The sequence below is a fragment of the Parabacteroides gordonii MS-1 = DSM 23371 genome (assembly GCF_000969825.1).
Classification (GTDB): domain Bacteria; phylum Bacteroidota; class Bacteroidia; order Bacteroidales; family Tannerellaceae; genus Parabacteroides; species Parabacteroides gordonii.
This window is the reverse complement of the sequence record NZ_KQ033920.1, coordinates 1,415,075-1,434,592: the sequence shown is the minus strand read 5'-3', so window position 1 is coordinate 1,434,592 and position 19,518 is coordinate 1,415,075. Positions and strand designations below refer to the sequence as shown.

Below are 19,518 nucleotides of genomic sequence, written 5' to 3'. Positions count from 1 at the left end.
TCTTCAATAGCAAGCTATGTCTCTGATTGCTAATGATAAAGAATGTATAATTTTTTATTTAAAATAGTAAGAGTGAAAATAAATTCTTATTTTGGCAATTGAAAACATATTTACTTAATCTATAAATCTACTTCCATGAGTATTAACAGAAGACAATTTCTAAGAAGATCGCTGGCCGGAAGTGCCGCTGTCGTTGTAGGTAAAGAGCTGGGAGCTGCTACTCCGGCCGCAGTAGGAACATTGCCGCTTCAGGCGGAAGATGCCAGTCCGCCTTCGAAAGGGAAATCTGTATTAGGATTGCGATGCAAACCTTTAAAAACTGTCCGCATCGGCGTTGTCGGTCTCGGACGTGGTGCGGGAGCAGTGAAACGTCTGGCGCAAATCGATGGCACGGAGATTGTTGCCATCTGCGACCTGAACCCTAAGCGGGTGGAAAACAGCCAGAAAACCCTGAAGAACAGTAACCGGAAAGAAGCCGTTGCTTACACCGGCGAAGAAGATTGGAAAAAGATCTGCCAACGCGATGATATCGACCTGATCTACAATGCCACCCCCTGGGAACTGCATGTCCCTATCGCCCTTTACGCTATGGATCATGGTAAACATGTCGCTATTGAAGTTCCTGCCGCCCTCACCGTAAAAGACTGTTGGGCGCTGGTGGACAAAGCCGAGGAAACCCAGCTTCACTGCATGATGCTCGAAAACTGCTGTTACGACTTCTTTGAACTGGCTACCCTGAATATGGCCCGTCAGGGCTTGCTGGGCGACGTGATCCATGCCGAAGGTGCCTATATACACGACTTGAGAGGCGAGAAGTTTAAAGGCTATTATAAACACTGGCGGCTTGAATACAGTAAATACCACACCGGAAACCCGTATCCGACTCACGGACTGGGGCCTGTCGCCCAGATAATGGGTATCAACCAGGGTGACCGGATGGATTATCTCTCTTCCGTCTCCACCAACCAATACGGCCTGTCACTCTGGGCCAAAGAAAACCTGGAGAATGACGAACGTATCACGCATTCGGAACGTTATATGCTGGGGGATATGAATACGACGATCATTCACACCGTGAACGGCAAGTCTATCATGATCCAGCACGACACCACTTCGCCGCGTCCTTATTCGCGTATCCATCTGGTGCAGGGCACGAAAGGGATGGCCGTTAAGTACCCTAACCAAAAAGTGGCTGTGCAGCCCGATACACATTCGTACCTGAAAGAGGGGGATCATAAGGATGTGATGGCGCAGTACGAACATCCGTTAAGTAAATATATCGGTGAGCGGGCCAAGAAAGTAGGCGGTCATGGCGGTATGGACTTTATCATGGACTGGCGCCTGATCTATTGCCTTCAAAACGGTTACCCGCTCGATCAGAGCGTTTACGATGCTGCTGCCTGGTCATGTATCGTGGAGTTAAGCGAACGCTCTGTGCTGAATAAGAGTTGTTCGGTGGCTATCCCCGACTTTACCCGGGGTGCCTGGCGCGACTATAAGCCCTGGCCTGTGATCGATATGCAGGGTGTATTACACGGATAACAAACTCATCAACATAAAAACTCCTGAAAGTGAGCCTGCTTACACAGGCCTGTACTTTCAGGAGTTTACATTGAACGCGTATGTTTACTTTTCTTCTTTCTTCAAAAGCACTTCTTCGATGGCCTTTTTGAAATCAGCCTTGCTCATGGCTCCTCTTGCCATCTGCGGTTGTTCACCCATCGGACAGAACAGAAGGGAAGGTATGCTCCGGATACCGAAAGAGGCGGCCAGTTCTTCTTCCTTCTCCGTATCTACCTTGTAGATATCGATCTTTCCGGCATATTCGTCGGCCAGCTCTTCCAGGATAGGGGCGATCATTTTGCAAGGGCCGCACCAGGTAGCGAAGAAGTCTACGATACAAGGTTTATCACCTTCGTACACCCATTTGTCGGGGCTTGCTTCGTAGTTGGCTACTTTACTTAGAAATTCCTGCTTTGTTAACTCATTAATTTTCATAATTATAACTCCTCGTTATTTAGTTATTATTCTTGCTTCTATTTACATAACAAAGTTACAACCCTTTATTCCTGTAACAATTGGCTGTTTTTCCTTAATAATTGACATTATTACTTCGGATAACAGGATGTAAATAAAAAGCCGTTCGGAGAAACTTGCTCCGGACGGCCTTATCTGGTTTTACTTTACACTACTATTAATATTAATATCTTTTGCCAACGGCATCCCAATCAACGATCTTCCATAAGGCAGCCAGATGATCGGGACGGCGATTCTGATAATCCAGGTAATAAGCATGTTCCCATACGTCGAATCCCAGAATTGGAGTCAGCCCCTTGGCAACAGGGTTGCTACCGTTAGCTTCTTTGGTAATTGAAAGTTTGCCGTCTTTATCTTTTGCCAGCCATACCCATCCGGAACCGAACAAACCTGCACCTGCTGTGTTAAATTCCTTTTGGAAGTTTTCAAACGAACCCCAGGTCTTGTCGATAGCTTCTGCTAATTTGCCTGATGGTTTGCCGCCTCCCTTGGGTGAGAACTGTGTGAAATACAAATTGTGATTAAGTATCTGTCCGGCGTTATTAAAGATAGCACCGTCTGATTCAGCTACGATCTGTTCGAGAGGAGCATTTTCAAACTTGGTTCCCGGGATCAGGTTATTCAGGTTGTTTACATAAGCCTGAAGGTGTTTTCCGTGATGGAACTCAATAGTTTCTTTACTTATAACCGGTTCCAGCGCATTGGCTGCATAGGGTAATTGGATTAATTCGAATTTCATAATTTCTTCTTTTTTATTTGTTGTTTGACTATAATTACTGTTATTTGTGATCAACAATAATAAACTAAGACATAATGTAAGCATAACCAATATGTTTTATGTTGTTTCTACTAATCTAACATCGGCGGTTCGTTATTTGTTCATGCCGGGAGGGGGGATTTGCTATAACTTTTTTTGATTAAACGATAGATAAAATTTATCCGGCTTAACTTTTACCCTCAAAGAGAGCGATTTATCAGCTTGTTTCGGTCGGGCATGTAATAAAATGAATAATAATATGTAAAAAGCTGTTTTTTTATCATTTGTATAGAAAATAATCCCGAAGAAGTTTCTATTTTTGTGCCCTCAATATTATTAATAAGTAAAACATATTTGTAGATGGTAAAGAAAGTTGGGAATTTAATTCCAAACACCTTTTTTATTACAAAGGGTAGTGGTGACTCGGATCTGGAAAAACATGCAGGTTCTTATCACATGGCCCTTTATGATGCTGGTATTTCAGACTTTAACATTATGACGTATTCGTCTGTTATACCCGCCACTGCACATCTTGCTACCATGGATGAAATAGACCTTCCTCCATTTGGTACGGAACTGAAGACCATTATGGCCGTGTCTCACGGGTATCAGGATGAGTTTGTATCTGCCGGTGTGGTTTACGCCTGGATGTACAAGGACGAAAACTTCGATGAGAAGGTAGGAGCCCTGGTATGTGAGGTCAGCGGCCGTTATCGTATCGAAGAGTTGGAGTCACGTTTGATCCGTGTAATCAACGATCTTCATCAGAAAACGTACGGTAAGTATTATCTGGGTGAGCTTAACTTTATAACAGAAGGTATTACCATCGAGAAGAGATACGGTACAGCTTTGGCTGCCCTGTGTTTTGTAGACTTCTTAATGCCTGTAATCGAAGAATAAAGATAAACGAGATACCTGATTATTAGTAGGGGAAACAGAGGTAAGGCTTAGTCTTTATCTCTGTTTTTTTGCTTCCAGCCGGAAAACTCGCTGTAAGTTTGTTATATTTGTATCGGACTTATGCTATAAAATTTTCTTTATTTAAGAAACAATCCGTTTAAAGCTGTTGTTGTATGAAAAAGATTATTAATCCCTGGGAGGGACTGGAAGGCTATATGTGTTTCGGGTGTGCGCCTGAAAACCCGCAAGGTCTTCACATGGAGTTTTACGAAGAAGATGATGACATTGTTGCTTTCTGGGAGCCTGAAAGTCATTATCAGGGATGGTTGGATACATTGCACGGGGGAATCCAGACGACTATGATGGATGAACTGGCCGGTTGGGTAGTATTGAGGAAATTGCAGACGTCGGGGGTAACATCCCGCCTGGATGCACGCTTCCTGAAAAGCATCTCGACCCGCGAACCACGCTTGATGGTGCGGGGGCGCATCAAAGAGCAGAAACGGAATGCTATATTTATTGAAACGGAGATATACAACTCGCAGAACGAACTTTGTTCGCGTGCGGATATCGTATATTTTGTTGTCACTAAAGAACAGGCAACGGAGAAGTTTCATTTTGCAGGCTGCAAGACCGAAGATGAAAAATAGATCAGTAGACAAAAAGAATAAAGTAAACGATTAACAAATGAAATTTTTAGGAGCTCATGTAAGTGCGTCAGGTGGGATAGAAAATGCACCGCTGAACGCGCATGCTATCGGGGCGAAAGCTTTCGCCCTTTTTACCCGAAACCAGCGTCAATGGAAATCTTCCCCGTTGACAAAGAAAAGTATATCCTTGTTTAAGGAACGTTGTGCGGAATTCGGTTATGAAGCGAAGCATATCCTTCCGCACGACAGTTACCTGATCAATCTGGGACATCCCGATCCGGAAGGGTTGCAAAAGTCGCGTGATGCTTTTCTGGATGAGATGCAACGTTGCGAACAGTTGGAACTGGATCGCCTGAACTTCCATCCGGGAAGCCATCTGAACGAACTGTCTGTCGACGATTGTCTGGCACGTATTGCCGAGTCGATCAACTGGACACTCGACCAGACCGCCGGTGTTTGTGCCGTCATAGAGAACACGGCCGGACAGGGTACGAACCTGGGATATACGTTTGAACAGATCGCTGCCATTATCGACAAGGTTGAAGATAAATCGAGGGTAGGGGTTTGCATCGATACGGCCCATACGCTGGCTGCGGGATACGACATCAAAACAGAACAAGGGTTTACAGATACTTTCCGTCATTTCGACGAGGTGATCGGTTTCTCTTATCTGCGCGGAATGCATATCAACGACTCGAAGAAAGACCTGGCGACTCGTGTGGACAGGCACGACAGCATAGGGAAAGGAGTGATGGGCATCACAACCTTTAAAATGCTCATGCAAGATCCTCGTTTCGACGACATACCACTGATTCTGGAAACCCCTGATGAGTCGATCTGGGCGGAGGAGATCAGTTATTTATACACTTTATAGAAGAGAATTACAGGGAGAAGGGGCACTTTTGTAAGTCTCCTCTTTTTCCATATACTAATAAGTCCCTTCGGTAAGAAGGTCGACATAAATACATTAACAGCTATGTTTATATTAATGCCAATTATTTTCGTTGTGGGTATCCTGGCTATTGCGCTTGAAGATAAGATCAAGATCAATAAGGCAGCGACAGCCCTTTTTATGGCAATTTCTTTGTGGATGATCCTGATGTTTGACGCCTATAATATTTTTGTTGAACGTGCTAATCCTTTATTTGCCGAGTTTCTGGCGCAGAATCCTGATATGGCTAACCTGCCGGCGAAAGATCAGTTTATTAATTTTATAACCAACCGTTCTATTGTCTACCATCTGGGTAATGTTGCTGAAACATTGTTCTTTGTGATGTGTTCCATGCTGATCGTCGATATTGTAGATAAACATGGTGGTTTCAGGGCTGTTACGGGATATATCCGGACTGCCAATAAACGCAAATTGTTATGGTATATCAGTATAGCTACTTTCTTCTTTTCTGCCTTACTGGACAACCTGGCGGCGGCTATCGTGATTATGGCCGTACTCCGTAAACTGGTTCCCGACCGGACAGACCGTTTGAAGTATGCCTGTATGGTCATTATTGCGGCCAATGCCGGCGGTTCCTGGTCGCCTATCGGTGATGTGACGACGATCCTGCTTTGGGTAGGTAAGAATATTACGGCGATGCATCAGATATCGCATGTATTCATTTCCGCCCTGGTCAATATGCTGGTTCCGCTTACTATCGCTCATTTCTGGTTGTTCAAGAAAGACTCGCAGCTGCGTGTAATGAGTGAAGAGGAAATGGCGGACGAGTTTGTTCCCGAAATATCGAACCGGGCACGGCGTACTATCTTTGTGATCGGTGTGCTATCACTGGCATTAGTCCCTGTCTTCCAGATGGTGACGGATTTACCTCCCTTCCTGGGCGTATTGCTGGGATTGGTTATCCTGTGGATCTATACCGATATCATGTATAGCCGTTTGCATGTGCATGAGTCGGAGAAACTGCGTATTTCCCGGTTATTGCCTAATATAGACTTAGCCACTATCTTTTTCTTCCTGGGTATCCTGATGGCTGTCGGAGCTCTGGAAACATCCGGGCAGCTGGGGTTGATGTCCGCTTATCTCGATAAGCATGTACATGATCCGTATCTGATCAGTTTTGTTATCGGTGTACTGTCATCTTGTGTGGACAACGTGGCTTTGGTTGCGGCTACGATGGGTATGTACCCTGTTGTGCAGCAGGCGGCCGATCTGGCTCCTTATGCACAGTATTTTGTGGCTGACGGCGGCTTCTGGACTTTCCTGGCCTACTGTGCCGTAACGGGTGGTAGCATCCTGATTATCGGGTCGGCAACCGGTGTAACGGTGATGGGATTGGAGAAGATAGATTTTATGTACTATACAAAGCGATTTTCAATTCTGGCATTGATTGGTTATATTTGCGGTGCGGCAGTATATATGCTATTATTCGCTTAAACTTATTTATATGAAAAGAAAATGGATTATTGCGGCGGCCTGCGCTGTTTTGCTTTCCGGAATGGAAGCTATGGCTTGTACAGGTTTGCTGGTTGGAAAGAAAGCATCGGTCGACGGATCGGTCATGATCAGTTATGCAGCAGACTCGCATACTTTGTATGGGGAGCTTTACCGTTGGCCGGCGGCAACCTGGCCGAAAGGGGCTATGCTGGAAGTAAGGGAATGGGATACAAATAAACCGCTCGGACAAATCCCGCAGGTGGAACAGACGTATTCGGTGGTAGGTAATATGAACGAACATCAGGTAGCGATCACGGAAAGCACGTGGGGCGGTCGTCCCGAGCTGGTGGATACAACAGGTATCATCGATTACGGTAGCCTGATCTACATAGCCCTTCAGCGTTCCAAGTCTGCCCGTGAGGCGATTAAGGTGATGACAGACCTGGTGAAGGATCACGGTTATTACAGCAGTGGCGAAACTTTCTCTATCGCTGATAAGAATGAAGCCTGGGTGATGGAACTGATCGGAAAAGGAACAGGTAATAAAGGAGCGGTATGGGTAGCCATTCGTGTTCCCGACGATTGTATCTCGGCACATGCCAACCAGTCGCGCATACAGCAGATTCCGTTCGACGATAAGGAGAACTGCCTGTATTCGCCGGACGTAGTTTCTTTTGCCCGTGAGAAAGGTTACTTCACAGGAAAAGATAAGGACTTCAGCTTCCAGAAAGCGTATTGTCCTTACGATTTCAGCGGCCTGAGAGGATGTGAAGCCCGTGTATGGTCTTTCTTCCGTAAATATGATAACACAATGGATAAATATACCGACTTTATTAAAGGGGATCCTTCTAAAGAGCCGATGCCTTTGTACGTGAAGCCTAACCGTTTGTTGTCCGTTCAGGATGTGCAGAACGGCATGCGCGACCATTACGAAGGCACTGATCTGGATATGACGAATGATGCCGGAGCCGGTTCATACAAGGTGCCGTATCGCTGGCGTCCGATGACGTTTAAGGTGGATGGGGAAACCTATACGAACGAACGTGCCATTGCAACACAGCAGACCGGTTTTGTGATCGTTCCGCAGATGCGTAACTGGTTGCCGGATGCTGTCGGTGGAATTCTTTGGTTCGGTGTGGATGATGCCGATATGGCTGTCTTCACTCCGTTGTATTGTTCTATCACGGAGTCGCCGGAGTGTTACCGGGTAGGAAACGGAGACATCATGAACTTCTCATGGACTTCCGCTTTCTGGATCCACAACTGGGTAGCCAACCAGGCTTATTCAAAGTACAGCTTTATGATCAAGGATATCCGTCCGGTTCAGCAGGAGCTGGAAAACAGTTATAAGGAAGCAATTCCGGCTATCGACAAGGCTGCATCGGAGCTGTATGCCAAGAACCCGGCAGAGGCTGTAAAGTTCCTTACCTGGTTCAGTACAACGACTGCCGATCAGGCAACCGCCCGTTGGAAGAAATTAGGTGAGTACCTGTTAGTAAAATATATGGACGGTAATGTTAAGAAAGAAGAAAATGGCCAGTTTAAGCAGAACGGTTACGGATTGTCCGAATATCCTGATTTCCCTGGCTATGACGAGGATTATTACCGTAGTATCGTAAAAAGCGCAGGTGACAGACTTAAAGTAAAATAATTATATTTGCGCATAATGTTGAACTAAATTAATGAGAGTATGAAGAAATTAATTGTTATGTGTATGCTGGCAATTATCAGCATGAGTGCATTCGCACAAACCCAGCAGGGACAATCGTCTTTCGGTTTCAATATCGGTTATGGGTTTAATGATAATGGGAATGCACTGTTGGGAGTTGATTATCGTTATAATTTTACCGATGAGGTTCGTTTCGCTCCTTCTCTGACGTATTTTGTCAAGGACAATGGACTGAGTGCATGGGCTATCGATATGAATGTCCATTATGTATTTAAGTTGAGTGAAATGTTCGGTTTCTATCCGTTGGCAGGTCTTGACCTTTCCTTCTGGAAATTTGGTGCCGGTGGTTGGAGTCATAATATGACTCGCTTTGGAGCCAATATCGGTTTAGGTGGTGAAGTATATGCGACAGACCAGATCACTGTAGGCCTGGAATTCAAATACAATATCATTAAGGATTTCGATCAGCCGATCTTAGGTGTTCGTGTCGGATACAACTTCTGATAGACGGATACATTATCTTATAAACAAATAAAGAATGCCCCTTTACCATTTGGTATTGCGGGCATTCTTCTTTTTTAGGTATAACTGGTTCGGACTCAGACCGGCTATTTGGAGAGATACATACAATTTCTATGCTGTCTCATTTTTATATTGAAATGGTTCACAGTCTTTTCTCCAACCTAATGATTGGCAACAACATTTCTCTTATATTTGTTGTTTATATTTCATCAAAAATGATAGTTATGGTAATACAACAAGAGAAAGAAAAAAAGAAGAAGTATGTTTATGGAGATGTTTTGAGTTATATGGACTACCTTGAAAGGGAGAAATATAACTCCGGAAAAAAAGGAACAGCAAGTCTGTATAAGGCAACCCGTAATCAGCTGGAACATTTTCTGAATAAACGTGACTTCAATATGAAACGTATAAACAGTCGTTTGGTACAGGAGTTTGTGGGACATCTGCAATCATTGTCCTTAAGTCAGAATTCAGTTAGTAACTATACGAGTATTTTTCGTGCAGCATATAATGCGGCAGTATCGGAAAAGTTGGTTACACCGGAAGAAAATCCGTTTCAGAAAGTTTATTTGCGTCCTATACAGACTTATAAGCGTTCGGTAGGGGCTAAGGTGATTAAAGAGATTACCCGTATGGATTTGAAAAGTAAAAAGAACCTGAGGTTTGCACGTGACTTGTTTCTGTTCAGCTTTATGGCTTGCGGAATCGCTTTTGTCGATCTGGCCCATCTTACCCGTGCCAATATTCGCGGGAACCAACTTGTGTACTATCGTGTGAAGACAAAAAGGGAGATTCGTATAACAATTACTTCGGGGATGCGCCGTTTGTTGGATAAATATGCTGATCCTGAATCGGAGTTATTGTTTCCTATTCTTAAATCGCCGGATACATCTTATGAGAGTTATAAGGTAGCATTGCGTACTTATAACCGTCGCCTGGCAGTTATCGGGAATATGCTGTCTGTTCCTGTAAAATTAACGTCATATGTCGCACGCCATTCGTGGGCTATGCGTGCAAAAGAAAACTCTGTTTCAGTGGCAATAATCGGACAAATCTTAGGGCATACATCTGAAAAAACAACTCAATTTTATTTGGAAAGCTTAGACCAAGCGATCATTGATCGGGCAAATCTAAAAATTATAAACTTTGTGGAGCAATGGATAAGTTAAAAATGCTGTAGATATTGACGCTTATTTACGGAATAAGGGTCATTGCAAATCATTACCATAAATAGGTAGAATAAAAACCACACCCCTCGTATCCCAATTCAAACAAATGTCTTAATACTTTTATACACTGCAAAGGTAAATAAAATAAATTGATAAAACTTTTGCCAGGGGACTCCTTGTCCTTTAAAAAAGATTAAAATTAAAATAATATAGCAGATTTTTCACGAAAAAATAGAGTTTAATTACTTAAATACTAATGTGTTGTATATTGTGATGCCTACTGCTACGAATCGGTTAACCGATCTTAGCAGGACAATTTGATTATCAAAATAAATCTATTGACATTTATTTAAAGGATCATGATTTCAGTAATATTATTTTACTAAATAAACACTTCATTTTCGCTTCATAATACCTTCCCCTTTTTTCTTTCCTCAAATGATTTATTTGAAAGCTGAATAAGGTGGTCATAAAAGAGCTTATTTGTGACTTTTTATTTGCAATCTGGTTGAAATGTCTAAATAAAGTGTTGATATATAGTTGTTTAAAATCAATGACCCTTATTCCGTAAATAAGGGTCAAAATATTTGTGTGGTCACCCGGTGGGATGGGACTGACCACCTTCGTTATGTAAAAACTAAATCATGGAAAGATGGTAACAGGTTTATTATCAATGATGTTTTCTATTATACAACGGGATTCAACGATAGCAGAATTTGTCATTTTACTTTGTTTTATTATGTCTTTTATCTGCTCTGTATTTATGCTTCCGAGGATAATGATCATCTCTAAGCGAAAACGTTTATACGATGATCTGAATGCCCGGAAATGTCATTCGGCTGCGATCTCCCGTTTGGGGGGATTGGTGTTTATACCGTCAGTGCTGATCGCATTTTCTTTTTCTACGGCATTCTTTTTCTTTATCAGTTTCCCTTTAAATTCGACATTAGCGGGCAATGCGCTGCAGGAATTGTTGTTTTTGCTGACCGGTAGTCTGTTTCTATATCTGGTGGGTGTAAAGGATGATCTTATAGGAGTTCGTTACCGTAAGAAATTCATCGCTCAATTCTTTGTCGCAGCTCTGTTTCCGATGGCTGGCCTTTATATAAATAATTTATATGGGTTATTTGGCGTGTATGAAATTCCTGTCTTGATAGGAATCCCTTTTACAATCGTATTGGTTGTATTTGTAACGAATGCCATTAACCTGATCGACGGAATAGACGGATTGGCTGGCGGTATGGCTTTGGTTGCTTTTATCACTTTCGGTATATTGTATATTTTAAAAGGAGAATGGATTTATTCTATGTTGGCATTTGCCTTCGTTGGCTGCTTGTTACCATTTCTTTATTACAATGTCTTTGGATCGGCCTTTCGCGGCAGTAAATTATTTATGGGAGATTCGGGTTCTTTGTCTCTGGGGTATATGTTATCTTTTTTTGCCGTGAAATATGTTATGTATATTCCCGGAGAAGGAATGGATGGGTATTGCCTGATCATTCCGTTCTCCCTTTTATTTGTGCCGGTTTTCGATGCCTTGCGGGTGATGGTGGTTCGTGCTTTTCAGAGCCATCCGTTGTTTCTTGCCGATCGTAACCATATTCATCATAAATGTTTGGATGCAGGCTTGAACCATTTACAGGCAACTTGTCTGTTGATAGGTTATGCTATAGTTATGCTGATTGTAAATATTGGATTGTTCCGCATATTTAATCTGAATATATTGTTTATTCTCAATATGCTGGTGGCTATTTGTATAAATTATCTTCTGGATATCAGGATACGATATATCAGGAAAGTGCATGATTTCGATTTCAGCGGTGTTTCTGTTCCCGAAATCAAAGAGTAAATAAGGTGATTACAATATTGATTTTATATACGGAATTGATGCCTTATAACATAGCAGTTATAAAAGTATTGGTGGAAAAGGGCTGTCGTGTGCATATCGTATCACAGGACAGAGAGAGGGAAACACCTTATGTCCCCCCTTTATTGGATGGCGTAACTTACTATAAACGTTCTACATTTCAGGATAGGAATCATTTATACGGGTTAGTAGAGGCGTTGAGACCGGATCTGGTGTGGACAGCCGGGTGGATCGATCCACTGTATAACGAAATATGTGGAATGATCCGTCGGCAATTGCGTATCCCTGTTGTAGCAGGTAGCGACACACAATGGCGTGGAGGAAAACAATGGTTGAATGTTTTGACATCCCCTTTCCGGCAACGCTGTTGGTTCAGCCATCTGTTCGTTGCTGGAGAGTGGCAGGTAGAATATGCACGGAAACTGGGTTTCAGGCAGGATAGGATATTGATGCATAATCTTTCAGCAGATATTGATTTATTCAGCCGGATAGATATCGATTGCCGGGAAAAGGACTATCCTAAAAGGTTGTTGTACGTTGGCCGTTTTTCTCCGGAGAAAGGACTTCGTTATTTGTTGAGGGCCTGGAATGCAATCCCGGATCGCAAAGGTTGGCGATTGACATTGGTTGGAAATGGTTCGGAGAAAGAACGATTGTCCGGTTATCCGGATGTAGAGATCCTGGATTTTATGGAACAGAAGGATTTACAGAAAGTAATGGAAAACTCCGGGGCATTTATTTTGCCTTCTATATTTGAACAATGGGCATTGGTTTTGCATGAAGCTGCTTGTGCCGGTTTGCCGATACTGGCATCCAACCGTTGTGGAGCGATAGCCTCGTTTGTGGAGGAAGGAAAAAACGGATATCTGTTTATTCCTGCCAATATCTGTTCTATTCGTCATTCGATAGAAAAATTCATAGCTTGTACGGAATCGGATTGGTTGTTAATGGGTAAGAATAGCCGGCAGCTATCTTTACTGATAACTCCGGAAAGAGTGGCTGAAACCCTGTTGACAGTCTTGTAATCAGTATGGATATAATATTATTTTGGATACTTTTTATAGCTTCTTTATCTAAAGCGATTCCCTTGTTTCCTTCTTTTCCGGAAGTTATTTACTACGGGAGTTTTTTAATTAGTTTTATCTGGTTTATTTTCAGAGGAGGAATAAGAATATCCTGGAAATATCTTTTTTTTATTTCTGCTGTTCTTTTTTCAGTCTGGTTAAATGATATTCCAGCTTTATTCAGGGTCTGGTTCCGAGTGATTGCTTTTTTCAGTCTGGTTTTTATAATTGGCCCGTTTTTTATAAACGATTATCTGGTTCGTTTGCGCAGGCTTTTATTTATACGTTCGTTACTTATTCTTCGTTGGGTAGTTTTGCTTTCTTTTTTGTTGAAATTTATAGCACCTGATATGGTAATGGGAAAATCTGGATTTACAGGGCTGACTAACCATTCGATGTTGTTATCTCCTTTGGCGGGGGGTTGTATGCTTTATGGCATTTACCGGTTTTATTTGTCGGAAACAAAGCCAGAACGGTATAAAGAAATGATATATACCGGTGTCTCTTTTCTGGTATTGATACTGGCGGGTTCCCGTGGTGCTTTGGCTGCCACATTAGCTGGTGTCGCTTTCTTTTATGTGCGTCTGTATAAATACCGCGTAGGACAGTTAGCCAAAATAGTATTATTTTTCTCTTTACTGGTATTATCGACTTCCTCACTCTGGTGGTCTTATACCGAAAGAATAAGGGAAAAAATGGATTCGAGTGAAAATACCGGTAGTCTAACGTCTAGTCGTGACGGGCTATGGGAGGATCGGATAAAAGAATTTAAAGCTTTTCCGATTTTTGGTGTAGGGTTTGCCAGTTATAATCTTAATTATATACAGAGCGAACATTCCATAAACCTGCAAAGTGGAACTGTAGAACCAGGTAGCAGCTGGCTTTTTCTGCTATCGTCGCTTGGGTTATACGGTTTTTTGTCATTTTTATTACCAATAATCTATTTAATATGTATGCTTTATAAGGATTCCGGGACTGGTCTGAACGGAGGGCTGGTCGGTTCTATCATGACGCTGTTTAGCGTTCATATGCTGGTTGAAGGATTTGTCATAGCTTCCGGATCCTATCTCTGTTTTCTTTTATGGCTTTCCTTATCGGAGGGCGAACAAATTCTACAAAATAGTAATAACAAGTTTTTATAAGTATGATTCCAATAATACCGTCGATCATATCCCGGTTGTATTTATTATTGCCTCGCCAGTACCGTTTGCGTATCTGGATGACAGGTTTGACTATTTTTATAATGTCTGTTTTCGATCTGATAGGAATAGGGGTGTTGGTACCCGTATTACTTCTGGTTCTGAATGAAGATGCAGTAACAGAGAACCGGTATATGTCCGGGTTGTTTAATTGGTGTGGCTTCGAGGATTTTTTTTCTTTTATGATCTTTATTTGTGTGGTTATTTTGTTGTTTTCAATCGGTCGTATTGTGATTTGTGCCTGGCTTCAATATAAACAGAATAAGCGGTTATTCACCATTTCCAGTTATTTGTCCTTACGCTTATATCGTTATTATTATTCAAAGGGTTTTCTTTATATCAAACAGAATAACAGTCACCAGTTGATTAACCGGGTCAATGGGGTTTCCCAGAGTTTGATCCAGGGATATCTGGTACCTTATACCCAGTTGATTTGTGAGTGTGCAGTGATGATTTCCATTCTGATAGGTCTGATGCTGTTCAATATATATGTATTCTTGTTAGTACTGGTGACTTTTGTTCCGATCACATTAATATATTACCGTTTTTCCCGTGCCCGCATGATGCGCTACGGAACTATGTTGTTTCAGTTGATCCCTTTGAAGAATAAAATATTGCAACAAACTTTTGTCGGGTATACCGATATGGAGATGAGTAATTCTTTTCCTGAAAGTGTGAACGGTTTTGACGAGTTGATGGAAAGGCAGAATCATATCAATGTACGGACGCTGCTGCTTAGCGGATCGATACAGAAGGCACTGGAAATAGCGATCGTTTGTTCACTGGTTGTACTTATCTTGGCAACACAGTTGTTTAAGTTACCCTCTTTAGGATTGATAATAGGCTTGTTTGCTATTGCCGTTTACCGTGTTCTTCCTGGTCTTGTGCGTAGTACCAGTTTTATTTTTCAGATGAAATCGAATTCGTATTCCGGCGAATTGTTGCTGGATCTGGATGCTGAACAAACAGAATCGGAAGAATTGGAGCAGAAACCGATAGACTTTGAACAAGCTATTTCAATTCGTTCCCTTGTTTTTTCATACGACAAAAAGATCCAGGTGCTGAATAATATTTCATTGGACATTCATAAAGGAGATATAATCGGTTTCCGTGGTGAGTCGGGATCAGGGAAGTCGACCTTGTTTCATTTGTTACTGGGGTTTATTCAACCCGATTCGGGAGGGATTTATATTGATGATGTATTGTTATCGCCGGACAGGCTGTCTGCCTGGCGAAGTAAGATCGGGTATGTCTCACAACAGTTATTTATGGTAGAAGGAACTTTATTGGATAATATCATAATGAGCTCGGAGAAAGAGAAGGTCGACAGAACACGGATTGATCGGATAATCCGTCAGGCTTGTCTGGATAGTTTCATCAGAACATTGCCCCAGGGAGTAGATACTCCGGTTGGTGAGGCTGGTTGTCTGCTTTCCGGAGGACAGAGACAACGTCTGGGTATTGCTCGTGCTTTATATAAACAGGCGGAGATCCTGATGTTCGACGAAGCTACTTCTTCTTTGGATGAAGCTACCGAACAATCTATCAACGAGGCTATTGTTCGCTTGTTGGAGGAATGTCCGGGAATGACATTGCTGGTTATTTCACATCGTCCGGAATCACTGGCAGTGTGTAGTAAGATAATAGATATTAATGATTTGAATGATAAATAATACGGTATATCCGCCATCTGTTGATTGTTTGTTTTTAGAGTCAAAACAGGAAAGATCTGGTGGTTTAGAAATATAAAATTATGATTTATTCCTATTTAAAAGGAAGGCTGGGTAATATCCTGTTTGAAATTGCAGCAGGTGCCTCCTTGGCTAAAAGAAGGAATGTTCCGTTTAAAGCATTGACGTGTTCTCCGGATATCTTTGGGGAACCTGATAATTGTTCCATCTCGGAATATGTGGAACAATTTCGAAAATCAATATTACGTAATATTGATTTTTCGAATGAGTATCCAGAAAATCAGAAAGTATATCAAGAGCAGACTTTTCCCTATCGACCTCTTCCTGAAGAAAGTGATATTGTATTGCACGGGTATTTTCAATCGGAAAGATATTTTGAAGAAGATGTTGTCCGGAATTTGTTCCGTATAGATACGGAAACACTGTCCTATATAAGAAAGAAATATAGTCATATACTTGAGAGGACTCCGGTATCCATACTAGTGCGCCGTGGTGATTATTTGAAATTACAATTCAAACATCCGGTCTGTCAGATGAGCTATTATAAAAAAGCAATGGCAACTTTTGATTCCGGTTCTGTTTTCCTTATTATCAGTGATGATATTACATGGTGTAAAAAGCATTTCAGAGGGGAAAACTTCTTTTTTGTAGACGATGAACCTCCGATTGTAGATTTATATCTTCAATCTTTATGTACACACAATATAATTAGTAATTCTTCCTTTGGCTGGTGGGGTGCGTGGCTTAATCCGAATCCGGAGAAAAAGATCGTTTGTCCTACTCCGTGGTTTGCACCTTCCGGTGTGAAAAGAGACACCAGAGATTTATGTCCTGCAATATGGAAGAAAGAACCGATAGCAGGAACGATTGAGTTGTATTGCAGGAGTTATTACTCATTGGCTATAATAAATGCAAAGATATTATTGCATAAGATAGCGACAGGTATAAGGAAATCTTTCTCATTATAATGCAAATGCCAAGTAACTTTTAATTTGATAATAGATATGAAGAAATATGATTTACTGAGAAGAATCTTGATCACCCGTAATGTCAGAAAACAAGTTCCGATTTACATGGCACGTGAAAATGTTCTTCATTGTTTGCATTTAGGATGTGGCGCAAATCAGATACCAGGTTGGTTAAATACGGATATTCTGGTACCGGTAAGAGGTGAAAAGATCTATTTGGATGCAACAAAGCCTTACCCTTTTGCAGATAAGAGTTTCGACTATATTTTTTCCGAACATATGTTCGAGCATCTTTCATTGAAAGATGCTACAGGTATGCTGTTGGAATGTAGAAGGGTGTTGAAGGAAAACGGTGTCCTAAGAATAACCTTACCCGATATGGGCTTTTTATTGGATATGTATTTTCATCCGGAGAAGTACCGGGAATATTTGAAATGGTGTACAAAGAAATTTTTACCGGAAGTGGAAGAGTTATTTCCAGGGAAATATCCGGAAGTATTTGTCATCAATAACTTTTATCGGGACTGGGGACATCAGATGATTTATGACTATAAAACGTTGGAAATGCTGTTACGGAAATGCGGCTATAAGAAAATAAAAAGATGTGAAGTAGGAGAGAGCGAACATGTAACTCTTCGGGGCATAGAAAAACATGATGAAGTGAACTTTCCGGGACTTACTAGGCTTGAATCAATGGTAGTCGAAGCTTCTTATTAAATACTTAAATAGGGAATATGAAAAAATGACACAGAAATTATTATCGAAAATAACTTTTCTCAGGAGAAGAGGTGGCTATTATTGGAATTTTATTTTGACCTACAAGGTATGGACTTATTTAAAATCCCGAGGAAAAATACAACTATTAAAAAAATCGGACTTAAGAATCAATAATAATGGAAATCTATCTATTGAGGGACGATTATATAGTACTCCCGTTTTAAAAAAGCCATGTGTAATTATGGTAGAGGGAGGTAATCTGATTATAAAAAAGAAACTTTTATTGATTGACAATATAACACTTTGGGTTCATCCCGGTGCTAATTTAATAATAGATGATTGTGTTATAAATAATGATACTTATATAGAATGTGAATCGAGTATTACGATCGGAAATGATGTAGGAATCGGCCGTAATGTGACCATCCGTGATTCGGACGGTCATGATCATGGAGATGCGTCGGGCGATAGGGAAAGATGTCTACCGGTAGTGATCGGCAATTCAGTCTGGATCGGTTCTTATGCAATAATACAAAGAGGAGTACATATTGGTGATGGTGCTATTGTTGCAGCGGGAGCTGTCGTTACCAAGGACGTACCGTCGAAATGTCTGGTAGGTGGTGTACCTGCCAGGGTTTTGAAAGAGAATGTTTATTGGAGATGGTGATATGAATATTGTATATGTAATAAACTCCATGAGTAAGTCTTGTGGAGGACCGGCCTGTACAACGTTGCTAACAGTACAGGGTATGAAAAACCTGGGATGGGAAGTTAAGATATTAACGAACCGGATACAACCGGGAGAAATGCCAGTTTCGGAAGAACCGTTTATTCATTATTTGGAACTTCCAGCCTATTATAACAGTCGTTTTGGCTATTCGCCAGCTTGGAGTAAAGTGTTGAAAAAGACTTCTGGGGCAGATATTTATCATATTCAGGGGATATGGCAATATCAAGGTTATATTACTGCCCGGTTTGCAATTGAAAATCACTTTCCTTATGTGGTAACATTACATGGAGCATTACATCCGGAAGCATTGTCTTATTCTTCTTTAATAAAAAAAACGGCTTTTTCTCTTTACCAACGCAAGCAGCTACAGAAGGCATCCTGTGTTCATGTTACTTGTAAAGAGGAAATGAAACATTATCGTTCACTGGGATTTACTAATCCGGTGGCAATAGTACCTAACCCGATAGATTGCAGTGAACCGGTCGATCCTTTTTTTAAAGATAAGATAAAAAGAGTCGGCTATTTGGGACGTATTCAACCTTATAAACGGGTAGACCGTCTGATCGAAATATGGAAAAAACTGCATGAACCCGGAGAGTTGGTGATAATGGGTGATGGAGATCCGAGATATGTTTCGGGGATACGGAAGATAGTGCAGGAGGCGGGATTGGATAAAGTCCGCTTTACTGGTTGGGTAAGCGGGATGGAAAAACAACGTTTACTGGCTTCGTTAACCTGTCTGGTTGTACCCAGTGATTTTGAGAACTTCGGAATGATCATTCCAGAAGCATTACTTCAAAATGTACCCGTTATCGGATCGACAGCAACACCGTGGGAGGATTTAAATACCTATCAGTGTGGCTGGTGGGTGAATAATGATCTGGAAACATTAATGGATGTACTTCGGGAAGTTTTGTCATTAGATAGAAGACTTTTATATGAAATGGGTGAGCGGGGACGCAGGTTAGTCCTTGAAAAATATGCAGTAAACGTAGTGTCAGAGCAGATGGGACAACTGTATGGTTGGTTGACAGGTAACTCAGAGAAACCGGATTTTGTATTTGAATAAAAAATAGAATAGTAGAAAGTGGGATTTTATTTCTTAAAGCAATCTGATAAATCTTCTTTGCATGACAAAATGAAGAAGATAAGAAGCATGCCTGTAGCAGATTTGATTGATATTGGTTTTGAT

The 19,518-nt window shown here is 41.5% G+C and carries 17 protein-coding genes and 1 pseudogene; 16 read left to right on the top strand and 2 right to left on the bottom strand.

All coding sequences use genetic code 11. The annotated features are described in order from the left end of the window. Nucleotides 1-135 precede the first annotated feature (135 nt). Nucleotides 136-1,542: a Gfo/Idh/MocA family protein gene (locus HMPREF1536_RS23050; RefSeq protein ID WP_028728908.1), complete on the top strand. Its 1,407-nt coding sequence runs from the start codon at nucleotides 136-138 to the stop codon at nucleotides 1,540-1,542. Between the two features lie 84 nt (nucleotides 1,543-1,626). Here HMPREF1536_RS23050 and trxA read toward each other — a convergent pair whose 3' ends face one another. Then, nucleotides 1,627-1,998 carry a thioredoxin gene (gene trxA, locus HMPREF1536_RS23045; protein ID WP_028728907.1) on the bottom strand — a complete coding sequence of 124 codons (372 nt, stop codon included), beginning with the start codon at nucleotides 1,996-1,998 and terminating at the stop codon, nucleotides 1,627-1,629. A 202-nt stretch (nucleotides 1,999-2,200) separates the two neighbouring features. Continuing rightward, nucleotides 2,201-2,860, bottom strand: a complete 660-nt coding sequence (locus HMPREF1536_RS23040; protein ID WP_028728906.1) for a superoxide dismutase — start codon at nucleotides 2,858-2,860, stop codon at nucleotides 2,201-2,203. A gap of 294 nt (nucleotides 2,861-3,154) precedes the next feature. Between HMPREF1536_RS23040 and HMPREF1536_RS23035 the strand changes: the two genes are divergently transcribed. The 15 genes and pseudogenes from HMPREF1536_RS23035 (at nucleotide 3,155) to HMPREF1536_RS22965 (ending at nucleotide 19,395) form a co-directional block, all read left to right on the top strand. Then, nucleotides 3,155-3,694 (top strand): pyruvoyl-dependent arginine decarboxylase, encoded by a 540-nt coding sequence (locus tag HMPREF1536_RS23035; protein ID WP_028728905.1) that lies wholly within the window; start codon nucleotides 3,155-3,157, stop codon nucleotides 3,692-3,694. Between the two features lie 173 nt (nucleotides 3,695-3,867). Beyond that, nucleotides 3,868-4,344, top strand: coding sequence for a PaaI family thioesterase (locus HMPREF1536_RS23030; RefSeq protein ID WP_028728904.1), 477 nt, complete (start codon nucleotides 3,868-3,870; stop codon nucleotides 4,342-4,344). A 37-nt stretch (nucleotides 4,345-4,381) separates the two neighbouring features. Then, the gene (nfo, locus tag HMPREF1536_RS23025) at nucleotides 4,382-5,218 is read left to right on the top strand and encodes a deoxyribonuclease IV (RefSeq protein WP_028728903.1); all 837 of its coding nucleotides are present in this window, start codon (nucleotides 4,382-4,384) and stop codon (nucleotides 5,216-5,218) included. Nucleotides 5,219-5,320: 102 nt separating this feature from the next. Beyond that, nucleotides 5,321-6,730 carry a sodium:proton antiporter NhaD gene (nhaD, locus tag HMPREF1536_RS23020; protein ID WP_028728902.1) on the top strand — a complete coding sequence of 470 codons (1,410 nt, stop codon included), beginning with the start codon at nucleotides 5,321-5,323 and terminating at the stop codon, nucleotides 6,728-6,730. 10 nt (nucleotides 6,731-6,740) lie between these two features. Beyond that, nucleotides 6,741-8,381 (top strand): dipeptidase, encoded by a 1,641-nt coding sequence (locus HMPREF1536_RS23015; RefSeq protein WP_028728901.1) that lies wholly within the window; start codon nucleotides 6,741-6,743, stop codon nucleotides 8,379-8,381. A gap of 39 nt (nucleotides 8,382-8,420) precedes the next feature. After that, nucleotides 8,421-8,903 (top strand): porin family protein, encoded by a 483-nt coding sequence (locus HMPREF1536_RS23010; protein WP_028728900.1) that lies wholly within the window; start codon nucleotides 8,421-8,423, stop codon nucleotides 8,901-8,903. A 242-nt stretch (nucleotides 8,904-9,145) separates the two neighbouring features. Continuing rightward, nucleotides 9,146-10,090 carry a tyrosine-type recombinase/integrase gene (locus HMPREF1536_RS23005; RefSeq protein ID WP_028728899.1) on the top strand — a complete coding sequence of 315 codons (945 nt, stop codon included), beginning with the start codon at nucleotides 9,146-9,148 and terminating at the stop codon, nucleotides 10,088-10,090. A gap of 778 nt (nucleotides 10,091-10,868) precedes the next feature. After that, nucleotides 10,869-11,939: an MraY family glycosyltransferase gene (locus HMPREF1536_RS23000; RefSeq protein WP_225608048.1), complete on the top strand. Its 1,071-nt coding sequence runs from the start codon at nucleotides 10,869-10,871 to the stop codon at nucleotides 11,937-11,939. A gap of 5 nt (nucleotides 11,940-11,944) precedes the next feature. Continuing rightward, complete coding sequence (locus HMPREF1536_RS22995) at nucleotides 11,945-12,982, top strand: glycosyltransferase family 4 protein (protein ID WP_028728898.1); 1,038 nt, start codon at nucleotides 11,945-11,947, stop codon at nucleotides 12,980-12,982. A gap of 5 nt (nucleotides 12,983-12,987) precedes the next feature. After that, nucleotides 12,988-14,163: an O-antigen ligase family protein gene (locus HMPREF1536_RS22990; protein ID WP_044192942.1), complete on the top strand. Its 1,176-nt coding sequence runs from the start codon at nucleotides 12,988-12,990 to the stop codon at nucleotides 14,161-14,163. A gap of 2 nt (nucleotides 14,164-14,165) precedes the next feature. Then, nucleotides 14,166-15,893: an ABC transporter ATP-binding protein gene (locus HMPREF1536_RS22985; protein WP_028728896.1), complete on the top strand. Its 1,728-nt coding sequence runs from the start codon at nucleotides 14,166-14,168 to the stop codon at nucleotides 15,891-15,893. Nucleotides 15,894-15,973: 80 nt separating this feature from the next. Beyond that, on the top strand, nucleotides 15,974-16,879 hold the full coding sequence (locus HMPREF1536_RS22980; protein ID WP_028728895.1) for an alpha-1,2-fucosyltransferase: 906 nt from the start codon (nucleotides 15,974-15,976) through the stop codon (nucleotides 16,877-16,879). 36 nt (nucleotides 16,880-16,915) lie between these two features. Further along, a complete protein-coding gene (locus HMPREF1536_RS22975; RefSeq protein WP_081693375.1) occupies nucleotides 16,916-17,596 on the top strand; it encodes a class I SAM-dependent methyltransferase in 681 nt (226 codons plus the stop codon). 490 nt (nucleotides 17,597-18,086) lie between these two features. Further along, a pseudogene (locus tag HMPREF1536_RS28475) lies at nucleotides 18,087-18,263 on the top strand (DapH/DapD/GlmU-related protein); the annotation flags it as partial. A 28-nt stretch (nucleotides 18,264-18,291) separates the two neighbouring features. Further along, complete coding sequence (locus HMPREF1536_RS22965) at nucleotides 18,292-19,395, top strand: glycosyltransferase (protein WP_225608046.1); 1,104 nt, start codon at nucleotides 18,292-18,294, stop codon at nucleotides 19,393-19,395. Nucleotides 19,396-19,518 lie beyond the last annotated feature (123 nt).